The sequence below is a fragment of the Streptomyces sp. NPDC020489 genome, assembly GCF_044386545.1.
Classification (GTDB): Bacteria; Actinomycetota; Actinomycetes; order Streptomycetales; family Streptomycetaceae; genus Streptomyces.
The window spans coordinates 423,621-447,537 of record NZ_JBIRUZ010000001.1 but is presented as its reverse complement, the minus strand read 5'-3'; the positions used below and the strand labels follow the sequence as shown (position 1 = coordinate 447,537).

Sequence of the window (23,917 nt, the reverse complement as noted above, 5' to 3'; positions counted from 1 at the left end):
CCTGCTCAGCAGGGCACGGTGCTGAACTGGAACGGCGTGGCAAGACCGTGCTGAATTCGAGCCCTTCAAGGCCTGTTCATGCACCGCAGGAAGCAGAGTCGAGCGACTATCGCCCTCCCCGTGCTTGCTTGGAGACCCTGGCTCGATCTTGCCCCCACGGCTCCGAGTCGAGCTAACGTTGCTCGCTGTCATCGCGGCCCGCCAGGCTTCCGCTCTCCAGGACATGCCTCCACCCGCAAGGGATTTGGTGTGCCGTGGGGGAAGTCCTTGTCGTCCTATCTGCTCCGGGAATCTGCTGCCTCGTTGGCCGAAGAGGTCAAGCGCCAACCTGGAACGGCTCATCGTCCGCTGACCGAACGGCTGATCCTGGCCTACAAGGACAAGCACAAGCGGAAGAAGGGCAAGGACCAGGACGGGACGCCTCCGGCGAACAGTCTTGTCGAGGCCTGGGAGAACAGTCTTCCTCCCGTGATCAATGCCCTGGTCGAGCGGGGTCTTGGTCAGGTGGAGGTGTTCATAGAGTTCGGGCTTCCGCACACCAACGCCGAGGTGGACGTGCTCCTGGCCGGCGTGCACCCGGGCAGCGGCGGACCCTCGTACGTGTTGATCGAGCTGAAGCAGCAACGTTCCGCCACCGTCCACCCGGAGCGGTCGGTCGCCGTCGATCTCGGCTTCACCAACTGGAAGCTGCATCCGGTCCGGCAGGTACAGAAGTACTGCGACTACCTGGTGCAGTACAAAGCCGCTCTGCGCGGCAAGCCCGAGAGCGTCGTCGGAGCCGTGCTGATGCACAACGCTCACGACGATGACGTGCGAGAGCTGTTCAAGCTTCCGGAGAGCGAGCACGGACGGCTCTACACCATGGACCGGCTCGAGCCGTTCCGGAAGATGCTGGGTGCGCGGTTGGCCGCACTGCCGGGTGGAGAGGCCGCCCAGGTGCTGCTCGACTCCCCTGAGTACGACCCTCCGAAGATCGCCGACGTCAACCTTCCCGCGCGTATGGGGCCGCCGGAGCGCTTCGAACTGCTTGACGAGCAGGAGTTGGCGCACCAGGACGTACACGAGGCGGTGCGACGGGTCCACGAGGGCGGCACCAAGGAAGTCATCATCGTCCGGGGTGGCCCGGGCAGCGGCAAGAGCGCCATCGCGCTCGAACTCCGGCGCACCCTCGACCAGGCGGGCTGGAACGTCGTTCACGCCTCGGGTGCCAAGGCGCTGACCCTGACCCTTCGCGAGACCTACGCGCAGAACGCGCCGCGTGGCATGAAGGGAAAGCTGAAGAAGGAGGCCACACGGCTGTTCACCTACTTCAACCAGCTGAAGAAGTTGCCGCCGGACAGCTGTGATGTGGTTATCTGCGACGAAGCGCACCGCATTCGTCGCCACTCCGTCGACCGGTACACGCCCCGCGAGGAACGGGAGAACGCACGTCCCCAAGCCGACGAGATCATAGAGGCGGCACGCGTCCCGGTCTTCCTGCTCGACGACTGGCAGTCCCTGCGCCCCGGCGAGGTCGGTACCGCCGAGTACCTGATCGAGCGTGCGAAGGCGTTGGGGCTTCGACACACCCTCATCGACCTCGGCGGCATGTTCCGGGCCCAGGGAAGCGCCTACTACCGGGACTGGGTGCTGAAGCTGCTCAGCGTGGGCGTGCACACCCCTCAGGTCTGGGTGCCCGACGGGCGGATGCAGGTTCACCTCGCCGACTCTCCACAGGAAATGACGGACTTCCTTGAAGAGCGTCGACTCACAGGGGCGAGCACGCGAATCGTCGCTGGTTTCTGCTGGCCGTGGAGCAATCCGGACGAGAACGGCGAGTTGGTCCCGGACGTCTCCATCGACGGTTGGCAGCAGCCCTGGAACGTGAAGAGCGGCCATGCCGTGGAGGGCGCACCCGATGCCGATTTCTGGGCTACCGACCCGCGGGGAACCGGGCAGGTCGGTTGCGTCTACACCGCCCAGACCTTCGAGTTCGACTGGGTGGGCGTGATCATCGGCCCCGATCTCGTCTGGCGTGAGGGCCGCTTCGTCGTCGACCGGACCGCCACCCATGACCCGGAACTGCGGCCCAGGACGATCGACGAGGCCGACATCAACCGCTGCGTCCGTAACGCCTACCACGTCCTGCTGACCCGCGGGATCATGGGTGTCGTGATCTACTCGACGGACGAGGCCACGCGGGACGCTCTGCGCGGGCATGTGATCACCTCGGTGCAGCATCCGCTGCCCAAGCAGATGCGCAAGATAGTCAGCCCGTGACGACGTTATTCCGCCAGTTCGCCCGGCAGGCCGTTCGGTAGCATTCGATCAATCGTCATTGCGGCCCGCCGGGCTTCCGCCTCAGGACATGCCCCCACCCGCACGAGACACTTCGTGCTGCCTGGGGGCATTTTCTTGCTGTTCCGTGACTCCGCCACCGCGGTCGCTGCCCGCCGTCTCGAAGGGTCGCTGGGCCTGTATCTCACCGAGCAGTTCACTCGGGTGCACGGGTACAGGCCGAGCATGGCGGAGACACGCTCCTGGGACCGGAGCATCCCGGCACTCACCGACGCGCTGCTCGACGCAGGGCTCGGCCAGGTGGAGGTGTTGCTGGAGTACGGGCTGCCGTTGACCAGCAAGCGGGCCGATGCGGTTCTCGCCGGAGTCCATCCCCGGACCGGTGAGCCCTCGTATGTCGTCGTTGAGCTCAAGCAGTGGAGCGAGGCTCACCCCGACGATGATGATCCTCTGCTGTGCGTCCTGGACGACTACCCCCGCCCGGTCCTCAACCCCATTGAGCAGGTCCGCGGTTACTGCGACTACCTCGTCGCCTTCAATGGGGCGCTGGCTCAGCATCCCGAGCGCATTTCGGGCGTTGCCTACCTGCACAACGCAACCGCGTTCGGCGTGTCCGGCCTCGACGAGGTCGAACTCAGTGAACGCGGTCGCATGTTCACGGCGGACAGGCGCGGGGACTTTCTCGCATACCTGCAGTCGAAGCTGAGCGCCGCATCCGGAGCCGAGGCAGCCGACGAGTTGTTGCTCGCCAAGGTCCAGCCCTCGAAGCACTTGATGGCCGTCGCCGCGCAGGAGGTGCGCGAGCGGGAGCAATTCGTCCTTCTCGATGAGCAGCGTGTGGCGTACGAGACCGTACTGAGGGCCGTCGAGCGAGCGCACGAGGCTGATCACAAAGAGGTTGTGATCATCACGGGCGGGCCTGGAACCGGCAAGAGTGTGATCGCCCTGTCGCTCCTCGGGGAGCTGTACCGGCGTGGAGTCCCCGCTCTGCACGCGACCGGCTCGCAGTCGTTCACGAAGACCATGCGCAAGGTGGCCGGCGCGCGGAAGCCCGAAGTGCGAGACCTCTTCAAGTACTTCAACAGTTTCGTGGCCGCCAAGCGCAACAGTCTGGACGTGCTGGTGTGCGACGAGGCCCATCGCGTGCGGGAGACGTCCGCCAGCCGTTTCACCCCGGCGTCACAGCGCACCGGTAAGCGCCAGCTCGAGGAACTGATCGACGTGGCCCGCGTGCCCGTCTTCCTCCTGGACCAGCATCAGGTCGTACGGCCCGGGGAGACGGGCACCGTCGAGGAGATCAAGGCAGCCGCCGCGCAGAAGGATCTGCAGTGCCGCATGGTGGAGCTGGACAGCCAGTTCCGCTGCGGTGGAAGCGATGCGTACCTGCGGTGGGTCGTGCGGTTGCTGGGGCTGGAGGGCGACGGGGCCGTCGTTTGGGAGCCCGATGGTCGGATGCAGCTCGATGTCGCCGACTCCCCGGAGGAGTTGGAAGCGCTCTTGGAGGAGAAGCGGTCTGAGGGGTACGGAGCCAGATTGTCAGCCGGGTTCTGTTGGCGCTGGTCGGATGCCAAGCCCGGCGAGCCGCTTCCCACCGATGTTCAGATCGGCGACTGGGCCCGGCCCTGGAACCTCAAGGGTGAGCGGTCGATCATGGGTGCACCGCCATCAGCGCTCTGGGCCACTGACCCTGCGGGCTTCGGCCAAGTCGGCTGCGTCTACACGGCTCAGGGCTTCGAGTACGACTGGAGCGGCGTGATCATCGGCCCCGACCTCGTCTGGCGGGAGAACGGCTGGGTTGTCGACCGAGCCGCTTCGAAGGACCCCGCCCTGCGGAGGGGCAACGGCAAGGCTGCGGCATCGGACATCGACGTGGATCGGCTGATCCGCAACACGTACAAGGTGCTCTTGACACGTGGCATGGTCGGCACAGCCATCTACTCGACGGACCCGGAGACCCGGGCGAAACTGCGTGAGCTGGTGAAGTCCGGGAGATCAACTGCCACAGCTCCCAGCGCGGCACAGCGCCGCTAGGTCAACTGCTACGGCCGCGACCGCGGGATGAAATCTCCTGGCTCGTCACGCTTGCGGTCCACCGGATCGATCACTCGATGTACAACTCGCTCCGTCATGCCTTTGGAGTAAGCAGAGCCGTCAGAGGGCCCCGTCAGCCGGGACGTCGTAGGACGGCTCAGCCATCGGGGCGGGACCCGGATCCTCCAGGACGGCGGTCGCTCATGGCTTCGTACGAAGCCGCGCGCTCCCGTTGGAACCGGTACGGAACGGGGTCTTGTCTCTCCCCCGACAGACAAAAAACAGGGGCTGACCAGCATGTTCACTGGCCAGCGGACCGAAAGGCAGACGAGTCGGGCTGTACGCCGGGTTCTGTTCCGAGGGGTTCTCGCGAACCCCCCGGCGACGGCCATCCATCTAGGGCCGGCGTTGCCGCCGGCCTCGTGCGGTCTACCCGGGGACTCGGGCGGGCAGCCCTCGAACGTTCCCGCAGAGTCGCCGAGGCGGCTCCTTTTGACCTTGCTCCGGGTGGGGTTTACCTAGCTGCCCAGGTCACCCTGGGCACTGGTGGTCTCTTACACCACCGTTTCACCCTTACCGAGGACCGAGGTCCCCGGCGGTCTGTTTTCTGTGGCACTGTCCCGCGGGTCACCCCGGGTGGCCGTTAGCCACCACCCTGCCCTGTGGAGCCCGGACGTTCCTCGGGAAGCCCCCGTCAAGGGACTCCACGCGGCCGTCCGCCCGGCTCGTCTGCCGTGGTGACCATGGTACCGGCCCCTCGCTCCTCGCCGGACCGGCCCGCGGGGCCCAGCGGCGTCCTGGCCCACCGCCGCCTCCTGTCCGCCGACCTCAGGGTGCAGCGCCGGGCTGTCAGAGAAAGTCCGCTGTCTCCATGTCGAAGGCGAAAGGCTCGGGGAGCGTGAGCGGCTTGCCGAAGGGGCGGGTGCAGTGCTCCCGGTAGTCGCCTTTCTCCGGGTCACTGAACAGCGTGACCGACGACGCCTCGCGGTCGATCAGCAGGTAGAGCGGGATGCCGCCGCGGGCGTAGCAGCGGCGCTTGGCCTCACGGTCGGCCTTGGGCTTGGTGGACGTCACCTCCAGGACCATGGCGACGCCGTCGCAGGGCATCCAGGAGTCGGCGCCACGGTAGAGCCGTAGCTCCGTGGGAGCGAACGTGCCGTCCGGGATCACGTGGTCTTTCGGACAGCCGTCTCCGCTCTTCAGCTTCAGCCCCTTGTTCCCCGAGAACTGCATGTCGGTCCGGGACCTCCTGATCACCTGGTTCACGATCAGTCCGATGCAGTCCTCGTGATCCCCGTCCGGCGGCGGTGTCACAACGATCTCCCCGTCGATCAGCTCGGCCCGGAAACCCTCCGGTGTGTCCAGGGCGAGAAAGCCCTCCAGCAGGACCTCCTCCTGCGTGAGCGGCTCGTGGGCCATGGCAGTCATGTCACGCCCCTCCTTCTGTCGCTCGCCAGACTGGGACATCGGAAGATCACCTGTCCGTGAGATCGGGAACCCTCCCTCGATCGTGGCACAGCGTTCCGGTCGCCGTCAGGCACGCCGGGCCGCTGTCTTGACCCTGCCGCGGCGTCAACGTCTCTACTGGTCCCATGCGGATCGGAGAACTCGCCGCCGCCGTCGGCGTCACCACGCGGACCGTGCGGCATTACCACCATCAGGGGTTGTTGCCGGAGCCCGAGCGGCTCGCGAACGGCTATCGGGACTACACGCTCAGGCATGCCGTCGTGCTCGCGCGGATCCGGCGGCTGACGGAGGTGGGGCTGGGGCTGGCCGAGGTGCGGGACGTGCTCGCCGATGACTCCAGGAAGGACCTCGCCGAGATCCTCCAGGAGCTGGACGAGGATCTCGCGCGGCAGGAGGCGGCCGTCCATGAGCGGCGGGTGCGGCTGCGGGCGCTGCTCGACGCCGGCGAGTTGCCCGCCGAGGGGCCCGTCTCCCCCGAACTGGCCTCCCTGTTCCGGGACATGGCGCCACTCGCCGACTCCCCCATGGCCGCCAAGGACCGTGAGGTGCTCGCGCTGATCGAGACCGCCGCCGGGCCCGAGGAGCGGGAGCGGCTGGTCACCGCCGTCGCCTCCGCGCTGGCGTCCCCGCAGGCCGTGGCGCGGGCGAACGAGGCGTACGCGCTGCTCGACGCCCTCGCCGACGCCGCGCCGGACGACCCCCGGGTCGGCGAGGCCGCTCGTACGCTCGCCACCCTCGTCCCCGCCGAGCTGCTCCCCGACACGGGGTCCGGCATCGACCAGGACCACAGCTTCCTGCGCGCCTTCTACGCCGACTTCGCCCCGGCCCAGGCGGAGGCCATCCGCCGCGCCCTGCGCATCCTCACCGGGGACACCCGAGAGGGGGACACGTGAGAACGGCCGCCGCCCTCGTCCGGCATCAGGTGCGGCTGCTCGTCAGCCTTGTCCTCTGGGTGGCTCGGCGGACGCACGGGACCGGCCGGGGCCGGGCCTTTCCGTACGCCCGCGGGGAAGGGCCCTTGATGTTCGGTCTCGCGTTCGCGTGTGTCGTGGAGTCGGTGACGATGGCCGTGCTGCTGCGGGACCTTCCGGCCGTGCACCGGGTCGTGCTCGCGCTCGACGTCTGCACGGTCGTCCTCGTCGTCGGGACGTACGCGGCGAACGTCGTACGGCCGCATGTGCTGGACGGCGGCGCGCTGCGCATCCGTCGCGCCGCGCACATCGATCTGCGGATTCCGCTCACCCAGATCGCCGCCTTACGACGGGAGTTGCGGACCACCCACCAGCGCGCCGAGGGCGAACTCGACCTCGCCGTGGGGGCGCGGACCACCGTCGTCCTCGAACTGGACCGGCCCGTCGACCACTTCACCCTCCTCGGGCGGCGCAGGCCGGTCCATCTCGTCCGCTTCCACGCCGACGACCCCGGCGGTCTCGTCCGCGCGGTCACGCGGGCGCGAAACGCACCTTCATCGGGCGGGAAGGGTCTGCCTGTGTGAGGCGGACGCGCAGGCGCTCGCCCAGGGGCAGTGGCTCGGAGCCCTCCAGGCGGCCGATGACCGCCGGGGACTCCAGTTGCACGGTGCCGACCGCGGGCCGTCGGTCCTCCACGTCCACCACGCAGCCGTCGAACACCTCTCCGACCCGGTCCTTCAGCAGGGCCGCCTCGACGATGTCCACGCAGCCCCGTTCCGCCGCGCCCGCGCGCCGGCCGCCCTCGGCCATCTCGCGCGGCAGGGCGTCGAAGGCAGTCAGCACCCAGTCGGGGACCGCGGTTCCCGCGACGGCCGCCAGGCAGATCTCCGAGGCGTAGCGGTCGGCGAGGCGGCGCAGCGGGGCGGTGCAGTGGGCGTACGGTGCCGCGACCGCCGCGTGGGTGGTGAGGTCGGGCAGGACGCCGTCGCGGAAGACGGTGTAGCCGGCGCCGCGCAGCAGGGTCGTGCACTCCTGGAGGAAGGCCGCGTGGTGCGGGTCGCTCGGGTCCAGGGAGCGGACCAGCGCGGCGTACGACATGTGGTGCGGCCAGTCGATGTGCAGCGCGTGGGCGGTGCGGCGCAGGCGGCCGACCGCGCCGTCGGGGGCGGCGGGGAGGGTGCGCAGGACGCCGGTGCCGTGGGCGAGCATCAGGTCGGCCGCGGCCATGCCGGTCAGGAGGGATATCTGGGCGTTCCAGCCCTCGGCGGGCACTCCGGCGCGGTAGGTCAGTTCGTAGGTGCCGTCCCGCGCCACGATCTCCTGCTCGGGGACCTTCAGCGAGATCCCGCCGCGTTCGACCTCCAGGCGCTCCCGCAGCTCGCCGATCTCCTTCAGCAGGGTCAGCGGTTCCTCGGCCGTCCCCGAGTCGATCTCCTTCTGGACGCTCTCGTAGTCCCGCTTGGCGCGGCTGCGGACCAGGGCGCGGCGGACGTCGACGGCGGCGGTACGGCCCTCGGCGTCGAGGTCGATCGTCCACAGGGCGGCCGGGCGCACCTGGTCCGGCAGCAGGCTGGCGGCGCCCTCGCTCAGCGGCGTCGGGTGCAGGGGGACCTTCTCGTCCGGGAAGTACAGGGTCATCACCCGGCGGTGGGTCTCCGCGTCCAGCGCCGATCCGGGTACGACGAAGGCTGCGACGTCGGCGATGGCGTACCGGACGCGGTAGCCGGTGCCCTTGCGGGCGAGGTGCATCGCCTGGTCGAGGTCGGTGGAGGTGGGCGGGTCGATGGTGAACAGGGGGATGTCGGTGGCGTCGTGCGCCGGGAGGACGGGTGGCCGCTCGGCCTCCGTCACCGCTTCCGGCGGATAGGCGTCCGAGACGTCGAGTTCGGTGCGCAGCGCGGTGAGGGCGGCCCGGAGGGGGGCTTCGGGGGCGCCGGTCACGCGGATGTGGCGGCGAGGCATACAGCGAGGGTAAGCACATCGGGGGCCCGTACGCTGTCCGGGAGCTCTACAGAAGGAGAACCACCCGTGCTTGTCCTGCTGCCGCCGTCCGAAGGCAAGGCCTCCTCCGGTCGTGGCGCCCCGCTGAAGCTGGAGTCGTTGTCGCTGCCGGGGCTGACTCAGGCCCGGGCGGCCGTGCTGGACGAGCTCGTCGAGCTGTGCGCCGGTGACGAGGACAAGGCGTGCGAGGTGCTCGGGCTGAGCGAGGGGCTGCGGGGCGAGGTCGCCAAGAACGCGGAGCTGCGGACCGCGGGGGCGCGGCCCGCCGGGGAGATCTACACCGGTGTCCTGTACGACGCCCTGGAGCTGTCCTCCCTCGACGCGGCCGCGAAGCGGCGGGCGGGGCGTCAGCTGCTGGTGTTCTCCGGGTTGTGGGGGGCCGTCGGGATCGCCGACAGGATCCCCTCGTACCGCTGCTCGATGGGGGTGAGGCTGCCGGGGATCGGGGCGCTGGGCGCGCACTGGCGTACGCCGATGGCGGCGGCGCTGCCCGAGGCCGCGGGCAGTGGGCTGGTGCTGGACCTGCGGTCCTCGGCGTACGCGGCGGCCTGGAAGCCGAAGGGTGAGGTGGCTTCGCGGACGGCGTCGGTGCGGGTGCTGCACGCGCCGACGCGGAAGGTGGTCAGCCACTTCAACAAGGCGACCAAGGGGCGGATCGTACGGTCGCTGCTGTCGGCCGGGGCCGCTCCGAAGGACCCGGCCGCGCTGGTGGAGGCGCTCCGGGACCTCGGGTACGTGGTGGAGGTGGCGGCGCCGAAGGGGGCCGGGAAGGCGTGGACGCTGGACGTGCTGGTGGACGAGATCCACTGACGCGTTGCCACTGACACCTCGCAACTGGCGCGTTGCAGTGGGCGCAACGCTGATTGCGCACGCTGCTTCTCCTGGGCACGATGAGGCCATGACCTCGCCGCTGCCCTCCTCGTCGTACGCCTCGGTCCTGGATCTGGCCCCCGTCGTGCCCGTCGTCGTCATCGAGGACGTCCGCGACGCCGTGCCGTTGGCGCGGGCGCTGGTGGCCGGGGGGTTGCCGGCGATCGAGGTGACGTTGCGGACGCCGGTCGCGGCCGAGGCGATCCGGGCGATCGCCGAGCGGGTGCCGGACGCGGTGGTCGGGGCGGGGACGGTGATCACGCCGGAGCAGGTGACGTCGGCGGTGGCGGCCGGGGCGCGCTTTCTCGTCAGCCCGGGCTGGACGGACGTACTCCTGGAGGCGATGCGAGCGTCCGGGGTGCCGTTCCTGCCGGGGGTGTCCACGGCTTCGGAGGTCGTGGCGCTGCTGGAGCGCGGGGTGCGGGAGATGAAGTTCTTCCCGGCGCAGGCCGCGGGCGGGACGGCGTATCTGACGTCGCTGGCCGGGCCGCTGCCGCAGGCGCGGTTCTGCCCGACGGGGGGCATCGGTGCCGCGAACGCGGCGGAGTATTTGGCGCTGCCCAACGTCGGTTGTGTGGGCGGGACCTGGATGCTGCCCGCGGACGCGATCGCGGCCCGGGACTGGGGGCGGGTGACGGAGCTGGCCCGGGCCGCGTCCGGGCTCAGGCCCGCAGGTGGGACGTGTCGTTGAAGAGCCGGACGCTCGCGTTGCCGTCGGCGTAGTAGGCGACGGCGGACAGCGACGCGGCCGACAGCTCCATCCGGAACAGGGACTCCGGCGGGGCGCCGAGCGCCAGGCGTACGAAGGTCTTGATCGGCGTGACGTGCGTGACGAGCAGGACCGTACGGCCCGCGTACGCCGCGGTCAGCTTGTCGCGGGTGGCGGCGATACGGGTGGCCGTCGCCGCGAAGCTCTCACCGCCGCCGGTGGGTTCGGCGTCCGGGTCGGACAGCCACCGGTTCAGGTCGTCGGGGTACCGCTCCCGCACCTCGCCGAAGGTGAGCCCCTCCCACGCCCCGAAGTCGGTCTCGCGGAGCCCGTCCTCGACGGTGACGTCGAGCCCGAGCCGCTCGGCGACGGCGGCGGCGGTCTCCCGGGTACGGGCGAGGGGGGAGGCGAGGATCTCCTGGACCGTCCCCCGCCGGGCCAGCGCGACCGCGACCCGCTCGGCCTGCTCCCGGCCCACGTCGGACAGGGACGGATCGGTACCGCCACTCCCCGAGAACCGCTTCTGCGGCGTCAGCGGCGTCTCCCCGTGCCGCAGCAGTACGAAGGTCGCGGGCGCCCCCATGTCGGCCGGCGCCCACCCGGGACTGGCGACCACCTTCGCGGCCCGCACATCGTCCCCGGCCTTGCCGGCCCGCACGTCGTCCCCGGCCTTCGCGGCTCCGCCGCCCGGGCCCTCCGCCGCTCCGCGGCGAGCCGAGCGGGGGGAGGAAGCCGAGGCGCCGGGGACGGACCCCAGGGCCGCACGCACCCGCGCCGCCCCCGCACCCGCGTCCCCGACCACCGCGTCCCCAGGCACCCCGGCCCCAGGCCCCCCAGCCCCCTCAGTCACGCCGGCCCTCGCGGCTCCGCCGCCCAGCCCCTCCGCCGCTCCGCGGCGAGCCGAACAGGGGGAGGAAGAAGCCTCCACATCCAGCTCCGCCGAGGCAGGTGCAGAGGCTGCCCGTGCGTCCAGCTCCGCCGAGGCAGAGACCCCCGCATCCAACTCCGCCGTCGAAGCCGACGCCGACCACCGCTCCCCCCGCTTCCCCGCGTCCATCGCCTCGTTGGCCAACCGGTCCGCGTGCTTGTTGTGCTCGCGCGGGATCCACTCGTACGTCACCCGGTCCGGCGGGAAGATTCGGGACGCCTCCATGGCCAGGGGCTTCATGTCCGGGTGTTTGATCTTCCAACGGCCCGACATCTGCTCGACGACGAGCTTGGAGTCCATGCGGACGCGGACGTCGGCCGCGGGGTCCAGCTCGTGCGCGGCGCGCAGGCCGGCCAGCAGGCCGCGGTACTCGGCGACGTTGTTGGTCGCGACGCCGATGTACTCGGCCCGCTCCAGCAGCGTCTCGCCGGTCGCCGCGTCGATGACGACGGAGCCGTAGCCCGCGGGTCCGGGGTTGCCCCGGGACCCGCCGTCGGCCTCGACGATGAACTCCCGCACCGCACAGGCTCCTAGAGGCCGGACTCGGCGGTGCGCACCAGGATGCGGCGGCAGTTCTCGCAGCGCACCACGGTGTCCGGCGCGGCCGCGCGGATCTCGTTGATGTCGGTGATCGCCAGCTCCTGGCGGCAGCCCTGGCAGGTCCGCTGGTACAGCTTCGCCGCGCCGATGCCGCCCTGCTGCCCGCGCAGCTTGTCGTAGAGCTTGAGCAGGTCGGCGGGGACCGTGCCCGCGATGACCTCGCGCTCCTTGGTCACCGTGGCGATCTCGGCGTCGATGGCCTCGAACGCCGCGTCCCGGCGGGCGGTCGCGTCGTCGATCTTGCCCTGCACCGCGCCGACCCGCTCGGTCAGCTCGGCGACCCGTTCCTGCGCGGACTCGCGGCGCTCCATGACCTCCAGGACGACGTCCTCGAGGTCTCCCTGGCGCCGGGCGAGCGAGGCGATCTCGCGCTGGAGGTTCTCCAGGTCCTTCGGCGAGCTGACGGCCCCGGAGTCCAGGCGCTGCTGGTCGCGGGCGGCGCGCTGGCGCACCTGGTCCACGTCCTGCTCGGCCTTGATCTGCTCGCGGGCGGTGTCGCTCTCCTCGGTCTGCGCGGCGACGAGCAGGTCGCGCAGCTGGATGTGGTCCTTGGTCAGCGACTCGATCTCGGCGTGCTCGGGCAGCGACCGGCGCTTGTGCGCGAGCTGCTGGAGGCGGACGTCGAGGTCCTGGACGTCGAGGAGACGGATCTGGTCGGCGGGCGCGGCGTTCAGTTGGGGGCTCCCGTGGAATCGGTGGTGGTGGTGGACGCCGCGTGGGCGGTCCAGGGGTCGGTGACCGTCGTGGAGACGTGGACCCGCAGGCCCCATCCATGACGGTCGGAGATCTCGTCGAGCTGGCTCGCGGCCAGCTCGCACCAGGGCCACTCGGTGGCCCAGTGCGCCGCGTCGAGCAGCGCGAGAGGACTGTGGGCGACGGCTTCCGACGCCGGGTGGTGGCGCAGGTCGGCGGTGAGGAACGCGTCCACACCGGCGGCGCGTACGACGTCGAAGAGGCTGTCGCCGGAGCCGCCGCTGACGGCGACCGTGCGGATGAGCGCGTCGGGGTCGCCGGCCACCCGGATGCCCTGCGCGGTGGCGGGGAGGCGGGCGGCGGCCCGTGCGGCGAGGTCCCGCAGCGGCAGCGGGTGGTCCAGCTCGCAGATCCGGCCGAGGCCTCGGCGGCCCTCCTTGTCGGAGGGGTCCGGGACGAGCGGTCGTACGACCCGGAGGTCCAGCGCGCCCGCGAGCGCGTCGCTGACCCCGGGGTCCGCGGTGTCCGCGTTCGTGTGGGCCACGTGCAGGGCGATGTCGTTCTTGATCAGGGTGTGCACGACACGGCCCTTGAAGTGGTTCGCCGCGACCGTCGTCGTCCCGCGCAGATACAGCGGGTGGTGGGTGACCAGCAGGTCGGCGCCCAGCTTCACCGCCTCGTCGACGATCTCCTGGACCGGGTCGACGGCGAACAGGACCCGGGAGACCTCCTGGTCGGGGTCGCCCACGACGGTGCCGACCGCGTCCCAGGACTCGGCCCGCTCGGCGGGCCACAGGTTCTCCAGCGCGGCGATGACTTCAGACAGACGGGGCACGCACAGAAGGCTACCTGGCCGTTCTGCGCCCCCGTACCGGTCGCGGCCCCCCTGGGTCCCGCGCAGCACAATCGCCCCGGTTTCCTCAGGCGAATCGTTCCTGGGCCACCCCTTTGTGTGAAGCGATCGTCGGCCTGTCCCACGCCTGTGCGTGCGAAAACTAGCTTCGTGGCCGGAGGTGACCGAACGATGACGGCCTGTGCGATCGAGCCCACGGCGGCGGACGAGGACGGTACGCCGCAGGCTGGCTGCACGATCACCGCGGACGGCGGGTACGCCGCCCGCCTCACGCGTGACGGCGACTCCTGGTTCCCGGAGCGCTGGACCCTGGGCGGCCCCGAGCCCTACGCGGTGCCGCTGCCCGGCAACCAGCCGGAGGAGCCCGGCACCGAGGTCCAGCCGATGGCTGACGGACGGGTGCTGATCAGGCGGTTCGCGGACGGACGGCACAACTTCTCGCTGCTCTACCCGACCGGCCCCGGCACCGGCGAGCTGCCGCTCGGGGCGGTGGAGTGCCCGGCGGAGGGCACCTCGCTGCGGCTGCTGCCGCCCGCGCCGGGGGGCGAGAAGGCGTACGCCCTCGCCGTGGGCCGGCGCTCCAGCGCGGTGTGGCTGGTGGCGGGGGGCGCCTTCGGCCCGGAGCACCTCGCGGAGGTCCCGGGGCGCTGCTCGGGCGGGGTGTGGCTGGACCGGACCGGGCGGATGCTGGCCCTCGACCGGGAGGTCGGCGGGTGCACCAAGGCGATCGTGGTGGACCTGGAGCGCGACGGCGAGGTCTCGCCGCTCCTGCAGATCGCGGCCGGCAGCGACGACCGGCTGCTGCTCGCCGACCCCGACTCCGGACTGCTGCTGATCCGCTCGGACGCGCCCGGCGAGGAGCGGCTCGGCTGGGGCGTCCTCGGCAGCACGCTGCCGGTGCGCTTCCCGGAGAGCCTGCGGATGCCCGAGTGCGCGACCACGCCGTTCGCCGTGCAGCCCGGGCAGGTGCTGATGCCGGAGAGCTGTGCGGTGGCGCTGCGGATCGACGGCCCGGTCGGCAGCTGGGTCGGGGTGTGGCGGCCGGACGGACGCCGGGTGCACCATCTCGCGGCGCCCATGGGGTGGTTGACGGGGACCGGCCTGTGGACACCGGACGGGGTACTGCGCCTGCCGTACGCGACGGACGAGGTGCCGTGCGGGGTGGCGGGGTTGACGGCGCCGGTGGGTGGCGCGGGGGGTGTCCTGGTGGGGGGTGCCCCGGCGGTGGGCGGGGGATGGACGGGGGACGCGGGGGGCGTCCCTGCGGGGGGCGGGGGAACGACGGGGGGCGCGGACCCGGGGGATCCGGTCCGGGACGGCACGGTCGACGGGTCGGCGCCGGGGAGGCCGCCGCACTCGGACGGGCCGTCACAGCCGGATCCTCCGGGGCCTGTCGTGGCACGCCCGGTACCGCTGGGGAAGGCACCGCTGGAGGCACTGGGCAGGGCGCCCTCGGGGGCGGGCCGGCTGGGGGGCGGGCCGGAAGAGACCGCCGGGGGTGATTGGTCGGGGGTGCGTGGAGGGGGCGGGTGAGGGGGGTGCCGCGGTACCGCTGGGGAAGGCACCGCTGGAGGCACTCGGCAGGGCGGCCTCGGGGACGGGCTGGCTGGGGGGCGGGCCGGAAGAGACCGCCGGGGGGTGATTGGTCGGGGGTGCTTGGAAGGGGCGGGTGAGGGGGGTGCCGGGGCATGTGGCGGGGCGGCCGGGGGCGGTCGGTGTGGACGCGGTGGCCCGCAGCAAGGGGCCCGAGAGGCACTCGGCGGGGGGGGATGCGGCCAAGGCTCCCGGAGGCGGTTGGCCAGGGATCCGGGGGCAGTCGGCAAGGGCCCCCGAGGGTGCTCGGCGTAGAGGCTTTGGTGGCCCTCCGCGAGGAGTCCCCGAGGGCACTCGGCGCAGAGGCCCGGTCGCACTCGACCAAGGCCCCGGGGACACGCGGCAACCAGGGCCCCGGGGCACTCGGCAACGGGGGCCGGGGGCACCCGGCGTAGAGGCTCTGGGGCCCTCCGCGAGGAGTCCCCGAGGGCGCTCGACGTAGAGCCCCCGGTGGCGCTCGACCAGGGCCCCGGGGCAGTCAGCGACGGGATGCCGGAGGGACTCGCCAAGGACCCCCCGAGTGCACCTGACGTAGAGGCCCAAGTGGCCCTCCGCGAGGAGTCCCAGTCCCCGAGGGCATCCGGCGCAGAGGCCCCGGTAGCACTCGGCCAAGGCCCCGGGCGCAGTCGGCAAGGGGGTGCCGGAGGACTCGCCAAGGACCCCCCAAGTGCACCCGGCGTAGAGGCTTTGGTGGCCCTCCGCGAGGAGTCCCCGAGGGCACTCGACGTAGAGCCCCCGGTCACACTCGACCAGGGCCCCGGGAGGGGCAGTCGGCAAGGGCGTGCCGGGAGCACCCGGCGAGGGTCCCCCGAAGGCACCCGGCGTAGAGGCGCCCCGGTGGCACCCGGCAAGGCGGCCCCCGGCGATCCCGCGAGGAGGCGTCGGACGGACTCGGGGAGATGCCGTCGGAGGCAACCCGTGGTGTCCGCTGGGCGTTCCTCCGAGGTGTCCCGTGAAGGGGTGTCAGAGGTGGCGGGAGAGACGCGTCCGGTGGGCTTGTAACGAAGTAGTGCCGGTTGGCGTGGCCGCCTGGATTCGGGCCGCGGTGGGCCGGTTAAACTCTCCCGGCTGTTTTAAAGATCATGTTGACGGGGTGAATTCAAACGATGAGCGACGCAAGCACGATCCAGCCGCCGCGCACCGATGTCCACGAGTCTGCCGGCCACGGCAGGCACCGGGGCCAGCTCTCGGCTCACGACGGCGAGTCGGCGCCTCGCGGCCGGCACCGCAAGCCGGTCTCGGCCTCGGTCGAGGAGACCGAGTCGATGGCCTGAGACGTACGACGCGCGGCCCCGCTCACCCTGGAGGGTGGGTGGGGCCGCTGTTCGTTTCGGGTCTACTCCCGCTTGAGGCCCAGCACTTCGGCCGCCGCGAAGGTCTCCTGCGGAGGCCGGGCCGCGTAGTGCGGGGTGAGCAGCGCGTCCAGTTCGTCGTAGGTGAAGGTGTCCTGCTTGCTGTCGAACTTGGCCTGCACTCGCGGTCGTTCGACGACGGCGACCATCCCGCCGTGGACGACGAGCAGTTGGCCGTTGACGCGGGCGGCGGCCGGTGAGGCGAGGTAGCCGACGAGCGGGGCGACATGCTCGGGGGCGAGCGGGTCGAGGCCTGCGTCGGGGGGTTCGAGGCCCGCGAAGACGTCCTCGGTCATCCGGGTGCGGGCGCGCGGGCAGATGGCGTTCGCGGTGACGCCGTACTTGGCGAGGGCGAGGGCCGTGGAGGTGGTGAGGCCGACGATGCCGCCCTTCGCGGCCGCGTAGTTGGGCTGTCCGGCCGAGCCCGCGAGGAACGCCTCGGAGGAGGTGTTCACGATCCGCCCGTACACCGGCCCTCGCGCCTCCTTGGAGCGTGCGCGCCAGTGCGCGGCGGCGAAGTGGGTCGTGTTGAAGTGGCCCTTGAGGTGGACCCGGATGACGGCGTCCCACTCCCCCTCGGTCATCGAGAAGACCATGCGGTCGCGCAGGATGCCCGCGTTGTTGACGAGGATGTCGAGCTTGCCGCACTCCGAGATCGCCAGCCCGACCAGTTCCCCGGCCTGTCGGAAGTCGGCGACGTCCCCGGTGTGGGCGAGCGCCTTGCCGCCCGCGGCGCGGATCTCGGCGGCGACCTCCTCGGCGGGGCCGGCGGAGGCCTCCCCGGAGCCGTCCCGGCCGGGCTGTCCGTAGTCGTTGACGACGACGGTGGCGCCCAGCCGGGCGAGTTCGAGCGCCTCGGCCCGGCCGAGCCCGCGGCCGGCCCCGGTGACGACGGCTGACAGTCCGTCAAGTGGCAGTGACATCCCCGCGGTTCCCCTCAGATCTCTATGCAGGTGCGGAGCGAGGTGCCGGTCCGCATCTGGTCCAGGGCCTCGTTGATGTCGGCCAGCGGGACGCGGTGGGTGATCAGGCCCGCCAGATCCACCCGTCCGGCCCGCCACAGGGCGATGGTCCGCTCGTAGGAGGTCAGGACGTCGCCGCCGCCGTACAGGGACGGCAGGATCCGCTTCTCGTCGAAGAACAGCTCGAACATGTTGAGTTGGAGGTTGTCGTCCATGGCGCCCGCGCCGACGACGACCAGGGTGCCGCCGCGCCGCGTGTTGTCGTAGGCCGCCCGGGCGGTGGCCGATTTGCCGACCACCTCGAAGACGTAGTCGAAGCCCTCGCCCGCGGTGACCTGCTGCTTGGCGTCGGCCAGCTCCTCGGGGGAGACGGCCTTGGTGGCACCGAACTTGAGGGCGGCCTCCCGGCGGGTGGGGACCGGGTCGACGGCGACGATCTCCGCCGCGCCCTTGAGCCGGGCGCCCTGGATCGCGGAGATGCCGACGCCACCGCAGCCGATGACGGCGACCGAGGAACCGGCGGCCACGTCGGCGGTGTTGAGGGCGGCACCGAGCCCGGTGGTCACCCCGCAGCCGATCAGCGCGGCGATGTCGAAGGGCACGTCGTCGGGGATCGGCACCGCGCAGCCGGCGTCGACGACGACCTCCTCGGTGAAGGTGCCGGTGCCGGCCATGCCGAAGACGTCTCCGCCGGGGCGCTTGAAGTTGGGGGTGCCGGCGTTCATGAACCCGGCCAGACACAGCTCGGTCTGCCCCCGCCGACAGGCGGGACAGGCACCGCAGGCGGGCAGCCAGCAGACGACGACCCGGTCACCGGGCTTGAGATGGCCGACGCCCTCCCCGACGTCGAGGATCTCGCCCGCACCCTCGTGACCGGGCACGAAGGGCGCCGGCTGCGGCAGCACCCCGCTCATCCCGGACAGGTCGGAGTGGCACAGCCCCGCGGCCCGTACCCGTATCCTCACCCGCCCGGGGCCGAACCCCACCGCCTCGACGTCGTCGAGGACCTCCAGCTTGTCCTGGCCGATCTCGTGCAGTACGGCTGCGCGCATGGTGCGGCTCCCCTCGACGGCGGGTGGACTCAGGTGTGGTGGACGACGGTGTCGGCGAGCACGGGCGCGTCGTCCCGTTCGACGGCGCTCACGGCGACCCGGACGGACTCCGCGCCGGACCACATCCGGATGCGCAGGGTCTCGCCCGGGTACACGACCCCGGCGAACCGGGTGTCGTAGGACCGCGCCCGGGTCACGTCCCCGCCCAGCAGCGTGTCGACGACCGCCTTGAGCGCGATGCCGTAGGTGCACAGTCCGTGCAGGATGGGCCGCTCGAACCCGGCGACCTTGGCGAACTCGGGGTCGGCGTGCAGCGGGTTCCAGTCGCCGGAGAGGCGGTAGAGCAGCGCCTGGTCCTCGCGCAGCCGCCGCTCGACGACCCGGTCGGGCTCCCCCGCGGGCGGCTCCAGCCGTCCGGACGGCCCGCGGTCGCCGCCCCACCCGCCCTCGCCGCGTACGAAGATCTGGGCGTCGTTGGTCCACAACGGGCCCTCGGCGTCGGCGACTTCGGTGCGCATGACGAGGACGGCGGCCTTGCCCTTGTCGTGGACGGCGGCGATCCGGCCGGTGGCGGTCGCGGTGCCCTCGACCGGGAGGGGGCGGTGGACGGTGAGCGACTGGCCGCCGTGCAGGACCTTGGCGAGGTCGACCTCGATGCCGGGCATGGACAGGCCGCTGATCACGCCGGGTGAGCCGGAGCCGGCGACGGTGGCGAAGCTCGGCAGGACGTGCAGGCGTGACTCGAGGGTGTAGCGCAGTTCGTCCGGGTCCGTCGCCGGGACGCCCGCTCCGATGCCGAGGTGGTAGAGCTGCACGTCCTTGGAGTTCCAGGAAATCTCGCCGGTCCGGGGTTCGGCGGCTACGGCCTTCGCGGCATCGATGGGCATGGGGCTCCCGGGGCTCGCTCGCGGTTCGGAGACCTCGGTACGGCCGTCCGCACCGTCGGCCGCACCGAGGTCGTTCACAGGGCCGCGCCTGCGCGCTCGTTCTAGAACGCGTTCCAGTACGGCGACCCCTGTATAGCCCAGCTCCCGGCAGTTGTGAAGACTGCTGACGGCATGTCAGATACTCGGTGACGCTCAGTCGGCCGTGACATTTGTACCGCCGGTTTCCGTACATGCGCCTCTGCCACGCGCGGGGGCGGGTTCGTAGCGTGGGAACCATGACACAGGGGAACGGGAACGGATCGTGGTGGCGGAAGGCGTCGTGCCGTATGGACGCCTGGCAGGCGGCACGGGCGGGTTGGAAGGCCGACATGGAGCGGTTCAAGGCCGACCAGCGCGCCGCGCGCCGCGACGGCACCCCGACCGAGAACCCGGGCCCCCCGCCCACCGGCTTCTCCCTTCTCCCCTGGCTGCTGATGGGAATGGGCGCGTTCTCGAACCTCTTCCAGGCCGGCACCGCGCAACCCTGGCTGGGCGGTCTGGGACTGCTCGCCTTCAACTCCCTGTACATCCACGTGGTCTTCCGCGCCTTCGTGAAGGAGAAGCGCGAGGCCCGCTCGACCCGGGTCGCGCTGGTCCTGATGGGCCTGGTCACCTGCGGCCTCGCGGTCGGCTACGGCGGCAACTGGCTGTTCTTCTTCCCGCTGCTGGGCCTCGCCACGGGCGCGGTGACCCGGGGCCCGTGGCTCGGCCGGGTCGGACTCGGCCTGACCGGGCTCGCCGTCGCCGTCTCCGCGGTGCGGGACGGCTGGGACGCGGTGAACATCGGCTACGCCACGTTCCTGTCGACCATGGTGACCGCGGCGATCCTCTCCCTCTCGGAGGCGGTGCGCGAACTGCGCGCCGCCCGCGAGGAACTGGCCCGGCGCGCGGTCGAGAAGGAGCGGCTGCGCTTCTCCCGCGATCTGCACGACCTGCTCGGCCACACGCTCTCGGTGATCGTGGTCAAGTCGGAGGCGGCGAGGCGGCTGGCCGCACGGGACATGGACGCGGCCCTCGCCCAGATCACCGACATCGAGTCCGTCGGCCGCCAGGCGCTCACCGAGATCCGGGAAGCGGTCACGGGATACCGCGAGGGCAGTCTCACCACCGAGCTCGACAGCGCCCGCTCGGCACTGCGGGCCGCGGGGATCGAGCCCGTCGTACGCCTCTGCGGACCCCCTCTCGCCGCCCCGACCGAGACCCTGCTGAGCTGGGTGGTGCGCGAGGCGGTGACCAACGCGGTCCGCCACAGCGGGGCTTCACGCTGCGAGATCTCTGTCGAGGGGACGACGGAACGGGTCCGCCTCCGGATCACGGACGACGGACGCGGCCCTTCCAACACGGGACCCACGACACCCGGCACCGGCCTGAAGGGGCTGAGCGAACGACTCGCGGCGGCGGGCGGCCGCTTGGAGACGGCCACCGGGGCGGGGGTGGTGGGATCGCGGGGCGGGTTCACGGTCACGGCGGAACTGCCGGTGGAGAGGGCGGAGTTCGGGACGGCCGAGTTCAGGGTGGAGGAGGCGGCGGGGTTCCGAGCGGACGGGGCGAAACCACCGGTCGGCGGGGCGGGGCTTCCGGTGGAGGGGGCGCCCGGGCTGCCCAAGTAGGGGGCGGGCTGCTCACGTTGCGGACAGGGCGAGCCTGAGGGGCGCCGGTCACCGGCTGGTGCCACGACTGGCCGGTGACCGGGCAGTGGGACACCCCGAGGTGAGCGCACCCGGCGCCCCGCCGATCCTCGTGGTCGGCAACACCGGCGACCCGGCGACCCCGTACGAGGGTGCCCGGAAGATGGCGGACGAGCTGGGCGAGGACGTCGGTGTGATGCTCACTTGGAAGGGCGAGGGCCACGGCGCCTACGGCAACGAGAGTGGCCGGCGGTGGGGGCCGGTGGGTCAGAAGTGGGTGGGGATGCCGAAGGCGCGGCGGAGTTGGGCCATGTCGTGCCGGTCGCTTTCCGTGGGGTCGTAGCCCTGATGGAAGTGGACCTGCTGCTCGGCGGAGAGGCAGGGCACGGGTGTGGTCCCGATCGTGCCGGTCGTGAAGGCCGAGGCGGGGTACCTGAAGGGCTGCTCCGGCTCGAAGGAAGCCTGCTCCGCGGAGCCGTCCTCGGCGAACACGAGCGGGTGCAGATCGATCTCCCGGCCTCCCGGCGCCGTCATCACGAACCGCACGGGCCGCCGGTCGAGGCTCTCCACGAACCCGGCCCCGGCGAGCGCGGCGACCACCGTGGGCTCCTGCTCCCGCCGGTGCATCAGATCCAGGTCCCGATGGTCCCGGGTCCGCTCGCCGACCAGCGCGTCGATCCCCCAGCCACCCCCGACCCAGACCTCCACCTCCGCCCGCCGCAGCAGGGCGAGGACAGCCAGCACGTCGTCAGCGGTCATCACCCGCAGCAGGCTAGAAGCACCCGCGTCGGGCACGCCACCGCATTCCTTCCACGACCGCCGCGCACCGCGCGCAACCGTGCCGGTCCCACAGGGACGCACCGCACGCAACCGCGCCGCTCCCACGGGCCGCACCCCGCCCCCGCGCCCTACCCTTGGGCCGTGAACGAGATGCCCCGGGACCACCGGCCCGCCAAGTCCATCAGGGTTCTGCTCGCCGAGGACCAGGGCATGATGCGGGGCGCGCTCGCGCTGCTGCTCGGGATGGAGGCGGACATCGAGGTCGTGGCCCAGGTGGGGACCGGCGACGCGATCGTGGACGCGGCGCTGGTCCACCGTCCGGACGTCGCGCTTCTCGACATCGAACTGCCCGGCAGGAGCGGCCTCGACGCCGCCGCCGACCTCCGCGACCAGGCCCCCGACTGCCGGGTGCTGATCCTCACCACCTTCGGCCGCCCGGGCTACCTCCGTCGGGCCATGGAGGCCGGTGCCGCGGGCTTCCTGGTGAAGGACGGCCCGGTCGAGGAGCTGGCCACCGCCATCCGCCGGGTCCTGACCGGGGAGACGGTCATCGACCCCGCCCTGGCCGCGGCCGCCCTCAGCGCCGGCCCCAACCCCCTCACCTCCCGCGAGTGCGACGTGCTGAGCGCCTCGGCGGACGGGGCGACGGTCGCCGACATCGCCTCCGCGCTCCACCTCTCCGAGTCCACGGTCCGCAACTACCTCTCCTCCGCCATCGGCAAGACCGGCACCCGCAACCGGATGGAGGCGCTGCGGGAGGCCCGGCAACAGGGGTGGGTGTAGGAGGACCTCCCGTCCGACGGAAGTCCCGGGACCGAGATCGACGGCCTACGCCTTCGCGGAAACCCCTCGCGGCAGCCACACCAGCATCAGCAGCAGCCCGGCGACCAGTACGCCGGTCCCGGTCCGGAACACCAGGGCGTACCCCTCCGTGAGCGCCTCCGGGTTCGTGCTGCCCGCTGTCCGTGCCGCCGCGATGGTCGACATCACCGCGAGCCCCAGCGAACCGCCCATCGTGCGCGAGGTGTTGACCAGGCCCGACACCAGTCCGGCCTCCCCCGGCGCCGCCCCCGAGGTGGCGAGCGCGGCCAGCGGTGTGGTCGCCAGGCCCGCGCCCAGCATCATCAGGATCCCGGGGCACATGACCGCCACCACGTACCCGCCGTCCACGGTCAGCGTCGACTGCCAGCCGAAGCCGGCCGCCGCCACGCCGGTCCCGAGCATCGCCACCAGCCGCGCGTCCAGCGCCCGCATGAGCCGCGGCGCCAGCTTCGAGCCCAGGATCACGGCGAGGGAGCTGGGCACCAGCGCGATCCCGGCCTCCAGGGGCGAGTAGCCGAGCACGTTCTGGGCGTACAGCGTCATGAAGAACCACATGCAGAACATGGCCGAGCCGGACAGGAACATGGCCACGTTCGCCGAGGCCACCGGCCGCAGCCGCAGCAGTCCCAGCGGCATCAGCGGCGCCTCCGTACGCGCCTCGACCAGCAGGAACACGGCGATCAGCACGGCGCCGAGCAGCAGCGCGAGCACCGTCGCCGGCGAGGTCCAGCCCTCGGCCTCGGTCTGGGAGATGCCGTAGGCCAGGGTGGCGAGCCCCGCTGTCACCAGTACGGCGCCGGGCAGGTCGAGGCGGCGTCCGTCACCGGCCCGGCTCTCGGTCAGCCACCGCAGGGAGCCGAGCAGCAGGAGGGCGCCGACCGGCACGTTGATGAGCAGCGTCCAGCGCCAGGACCACACGTCGACCAGCCCGCCGCCGACGAGTCCGCCGGCCGCGCCGCCACCGCCGCCGACCGCGGTCCAGGTGGCGATGGCACGCGCGCGTGCGGGTCCTTCGGGGACGGCGGAGGTGACGATGGTCAGCGTCGAGGGTGCCAGCACCGCCGCGCCGAGGCCCTGCACGGCCCGTGCGAGCAGCAGCTGCCAGCCGTCCTGGGCCAGTCCGCCGGCCAGCGAGGCCAGGGTGAACAGGCCGAGCCCGACCAGGAACATCCGCTTGCGGCCGTAGAGGTCACCGGCCCGTCCGCCGAGCAGCATGAATCCGGCGAAGGCGATCGCGTACGCGTTGACGACCCATTGCAGGCCCTGCTCGTCGAGGCCGAGGTCGGCCCGGATCGAGGGCAGTGCCACGTTGACCACGGAGACGTCGAGCACGACGAGGAACTGCCCGGCGCACGCGAGCGCGACGAGCACCCAGGCGGGCGGCGCGGCCCGGCGGCGGGCGGGGGCGGAGACTTCGGTGGCTGCGGGCATGGGTGTCATGCTCTCAACCGCCGGACGCTCC

General features: G+C 71.8%; 20 protein-coding genes, 1 other RNA gene and 1 pseudogene. 11 read left to right on the top strand and 11 right to left on the bottom strand.

Translation table 11 applies throughout. The features are described from left to right. Nucleotides 1-78: 78 nt before the first annotated feature. Complete coding sequence (locus ACH41F_RS01990; RefSeq protein WP_391229591.1) at nt 79-2,259, top strand: DNA/RNA helicase domain-containing protein; 2,181 nt, start codon at nt 79-81, stop codon at nt 2,257-2,259. Nucleotides 2,260-2,394: 135 nt separating this feature from the next. Beyond that, complete coding sequence (locus ACH41F_RS01985) at nt 2,395-4,308, top strand: DNA/RNA helicase domain-containing protein (RefSeq protein WP_398832212.1); 1,914 nt, start codon at nt 2,395-2,397, stop codon at nt 4,306-4,308. Nucleotides 4,309-4,632: 324 nt separating this feature from the next. On the opposite strand, the gene rnpB is transcribed toward ACH41F_RS01985, so the two are convergent. Beyond that, an RNA gene (rnpB, locus tag ACH41F_RS01980) (RNase P RNA component class A) lies at nt 4,633-5,036 on the bottom strand. A 121-nt stretch (nt 5,037-5,157) separates the two neighbouring features. Then, nucleotides 5,158-5,736: a Uma2 family endonuclease gene (locus tag ACH41F_RS01975; protein ID WP_391229587.1), complete on the bottom strand. Its 579-nt coding sequence runs from the start codon at nt 5,734-5,736 to the stop codon at nt 5,158-5,160. A 164-nt stretch (nt 5,737-5,900) separates the two neighbouring features. On the opposite strand from ACH41F_RS01975, the gene ACH41F_RS01970 reads away from it, so the two are divergent. After that, nucleotides 5,901-6,668 carry a MerR family transcriptional regulator gene (locus tag ACH41F_RS01970; protein WP_391229585.1) on the top strand — a complete coding sequence of 256 codons (768 nt, stop codon included), beginning with the start codon at nt 5,901-5,903 and terminating at the stop codon, nt 6,666-6,668. Then, a complete protein-coding gene (locus ACH41F_RS01965) occupies nt 6,665-7,270 on the top strand; it encodes a hypothetical protein (protein WP_391229583.1) in 606 nt (201 codons plus the stop codon). Before ACH41F_RS01970 ends, ACH41F_RS01965 begins: the two co-directional genes overlap by 4 nt. Here ACH41F_RS01965 and ACH41F_RS01960 read toward each other — a convergent pair. Then, nucleotides 7,218-8,648, bottom strand: coding sequence for an RNB domain-containing ribonuclease (locus ACH41F_RS01960; protein WP_398832209.1), 1,431 nt, complete (start codon nt 8,646-8,648; stop codon nt 7,218-7,220). The two genes, ACH41F_RS01965 and ACH41F_RS01960, sit on opposite strands and share 53 nt — an antisense overlap. 66 nt (nt 8,649-8,714) lie before the next feature. Between ACH41F_RS01960 and yaaA the strand changes: the two genes are divergently transcribed. Continuing rightward, the gene (gene yaaA / locus ACH41F_RS01955; protein ID WP_391229579.1) at nt 8,715-9,497 is read left to right on the top strand and encodes a peroxide stress protein YaaA; all 783 of its coding nucleotides are present in this window, start codon (nt 8,715-8,717) and stop codon (nt 9,495-9,497) included. 88 nt (nt 9,498-9,585) lie between these two features. After that, complete coding sequence (eda, locus tag ACH41F_RS01950) at nt 9,586-10,248, top strand: bifunctional 4-hydroxy-2-oxoglutarate aldolase/2-dehydro-3-deoxy-phosphogluconate aldolase (RefSeq protein WP_391229577.1); 663 nt, start codon at nt 9,586-9,588, stop codon at nt 10,246-10,248. On the opposite strand, the gene ACH41F_RS01945 is transcribed toward eda, so the two are convergent. The 3 genes from ACH41F_RS01945 to ACH41F_RS01935 are packed head-to-tail and all read right to left on the bottom strand — an operon-like array spanning nt 10,220 to nt 13,322. Continuing rightward, nucleotides 10,220-11,713: a bifunctional RNase H/acid phosphatase gene (locus ACH41F_RS01945; RefSeq protein ID WP_398832206.1), complete on the bottom strand. Its 1,494-nt coding sequence runs from the start codon at nt 11,711-11,713 to the stop codon at nt 10,220-10,222. The genes eda and ACH41F_RS01945 overlap by 29 nt on opposite strands. A gap of 11 nt (nt 11,714-11,724) precedes the next feature. Next, the gene (locus ACH41F_RS01940; protein WP_398832770.1) at nt 11,725-12,468 is read right to left on the bottom strand and encodes a zinc ribbon domain-containing protein; all 744 of its coding nucleotides are present in this window, start codon (nt 12,466-12,468) and stop codon (nt 11,725-11,727) included. Then, entirely contained in the window at nt 12,465-13,322 is an 858-nt protein-coding gene (locus ACH41F_RS01935; protein ID WP_391229573.1) for a Nif3-like dinuclear metal center hexameric protein, read from the bottom strand. The genes ACH41F_RS01940 and ACH41F_RS01935 overlap by 4 nt, the downstream gene beginning before the upstream one ends. Before the next feature lie 189 nt (nt 13,323-13,511). Between ACH41F_RS01935 and ACH41F_RS01930 the strand changes: the two genes are divergently transcribed. Next, complete coding sequence (locus ACH41F_RS01930) at nt 13,512-14,873, top strand: hypothetical protein (RefSeq protein ID WP_398832204.1); 1,362 nt, start codon at nt 13,512-13,514, stop codon at nt 14,871-14,873. 1,166 nt (nt 14,874-16,039) lie between these two features. Next, on the top strand, nt 16,040-16,207 hold the full coding sequence (locus ACH41F_RS01925) for a hypothetical protein (RefSeq protein ID WP_391229568.1): 168 nt from the start codon (nt 16,040-16,042) through the stop codon (nt 16,205-16,207). Nucleotides 16,208-16,269: 62 nt separating this feature from the next. Here the strand turns inward: ACH41F_RS01925 and ACH41F_RS01920 are convergent, their stop codons facing one another. The 3 genes from ACH41F_RS01920 to ACH41F_RS01910 are packed head-to-tail and all read right to left on the bottom strand — an operon-like array spanning nt 16,270 to nt 19,186. After that, nucleotides 16,270-17,208 (bottom strand): 3-oxoacyl-ACP reductase, encoded by a 939-nt coding sequence (locus ACH41F_RS01920; RefSeq protein WP_398832201.1) that lies wholly within the window; start codon nt 17,206-17,208, stop codon nt 16,270-16,272. 14 nt (nt 17,209-17,222) lie between these two features. Further along, nucleotides 17,223-18,299, bottom strand: a complete 1,077-nt coding sequence (locus ACH41F_RS01915) for an alcohol dehydrogenase catalytic domain-containing protein (RefSeq protein WP_391229564.1) — start codon at nt 18,297-18,299, stop codon at nt 17,223-17,225. Nucleotides 18,300-18,328: 29 nt separating this feature from the next. Next, nucleotides 18,329-19,186: a MaoC/PaaZ C-terminal domain-containing protein gene (locus tag ACH41F_RS01910; RefSeq protein WP_391229562.1), complete on the bottom strand. Its 858-nt coding sequence runs from the start codon at nt 19,184-19,186 to the stop codon at nt 18,329-18,331. Nucleotides 19,187-19,461: 275 nt separating this feature from the next. On the opposite strand from ACH41F_RS01910, the gene ACH41F_RS01905 reads away from it, so the two are divergent. Further along, nucleotides 19,462-20,835: a histidine kinase gene (locus ACH41F_RS01905; protein ID WP_391229560.1), complete on the top strand. Its 1,374-nt coding sequence runs from the start codon at nt 19,462-19,464 to the stop codon at nt 20,833-20,835. A 38-nt stretch (nt 20,836-20,873) separates the two neighbouring features. After that, nucleotides 20,874-21,097 (top strand): annotated as a pseudogene (locus tag ACH41F_RS01900) (alpha/beta hydrolase); the annotation flags it as partial. 23 nt (nt 21,098-21,120) lie between these two features. Here the strand turns inward: ACH41F_RS01900 and ACH41F_RS01895 are convergent. Beyond that, nucleotides 21,121-21,612, bottom strand: a complete 492-nt coding sequence (locus ACH41F_RS01895; RefSeq protein WP_391229558.1) for a nucleotidyltransferase domain-containing protein — start codon at nt 21,610-21,612, stop codon at nt 21,121-21,123. 171 nt (nt 21,613-21,783) lie between these two features. On the opposite strand from ACH41F_RS01895, the gene ACH41F_RS01890 reads away from it, so the two are divergent. Beyond that, on the top strand, nt 21,784-22,416 hold the full coding sequence (locus ACH41F_RS01890; RefSeq protein WP_391230573.1) for a response regulator: 633 nt from the start codon (nt 21,784-21,786) through the stop codon (nt 22,414-22,416). Nucleotides 22,417-22,461: 45 nt separating this feature from the next. On the opposite strand, the gene ACH41F_RS01885 is transcribed toward ACH41F_RS01890, so the two are convergent. Next, nucleotides 22,462-23,895, bottom strand: a complete 1,434-nt coding sequence (locus ACH41F_RS01885; RefSeq protein ID WP_391229555.1) for a DHA2 family efflux MFS transporter permease subunit — start codon at nt 23,893-23,895, stop codon at nt 22,462-22,464. Nucleotides 23,896-23,917: the final 22 nt, after the last annotated feature.

Coding starts and splice junctions, on each gene's coding strand:
- ACH41F_RS01970 (WP_391229585.1), top strand. CDS start 5,901: ATGCGGATCGGAGAACTCGCCGCCGCCGTCGGCGTCACCACGCGGACC.
- ACH41F_RS01990 (WP_391229591.1), top strand. CDS start 79: ATGCACCGCAGGAAGCAGAGTCGAGCGACTATCGCCCTCCCCGTGCTT.
- ACH41F_RS01925 (WP_391229568.1), top strand. CDS start 16,040: ATGAGCGACGCAAGCACGATCCAGCCGCCGCGCACCGATGTCCACGAG.
- ACH41F_RS01930 (WP_398832204.1), top strand. CDS start 13,512: ATGACGGCCTGTGCGATCGAGCCCACGGCGGCGGACGAGGACGGTACG.
- ACH41F_RS01905 (WP_391229560.1), top strand. CDS start 19,462: ATGACACAGGGGAACGGGAACGGATCGTGGTGGCGGAAGGCGTCGTGC.
- ACH41F_RS01885 (WP_391229555.1), bottom strand. CDS start 23,895: ATGACACCCATGCCCGCAGCCACCGAAGTCTCCGCCCCCGCCCGCCGC.
- ACH41F_RS01910 (WP_391229562.1), bottom strand. CDS start 19,186: ATGCCCATCGATGCCGCGAAGGCCGTAGCCGCCGAACCCCGGACCGGC.
- ACH41F_RS01920 (WP_398832201.1), bottom strand. CDS start 17,208: ATGTCACTGCCACTTGACGGACTGTCAGCCGTCGTCACCGGGGCCGGC.
- ACH41F_RS01890 (WP_391230573.1), top strand. CDS start 21,784: ATGCCCCGGGACCACCGGCCCGCCAAGTCCATCAGGGTTCTGCTCGCC.
- ACH41F_RS01895 (WP_391229558.1), bottom strand. CDS start 21,612: ATGACCGCTGACGACGTGCTGGCTGTCCTCGCCCTGCTGCGGCGGGCG.
- ACH41F_RS01915 (WP_391229564.1), bottom strand. CDS start 18,299: ATGCGCGCAGCCGTACTGCACGAGATCGGCCAGGACAAGCTGGAGGTC.
- eda (WP_391229577.1), top strand. CDS start 9,586: ATGACCTCGCCGCTGCCCTCCTCGTCGTACGCCTCGGTCCTGGATCTG.
- ACH41F_RS01975 (WP_391229587.1), bottom strand. CDS start 5,736: ATGACTGCCATGGCCCACGAGCCGCTCACGCAGGAGGAGGTCCTGCTG.
- ACH41F_RS01960 (WP_398832209.1), bottom strand. CDS start 8,648: ATGCCTCGCCGCCACATCCGCGTGACCGGCGCCCCCGAAGCCCCCCTC.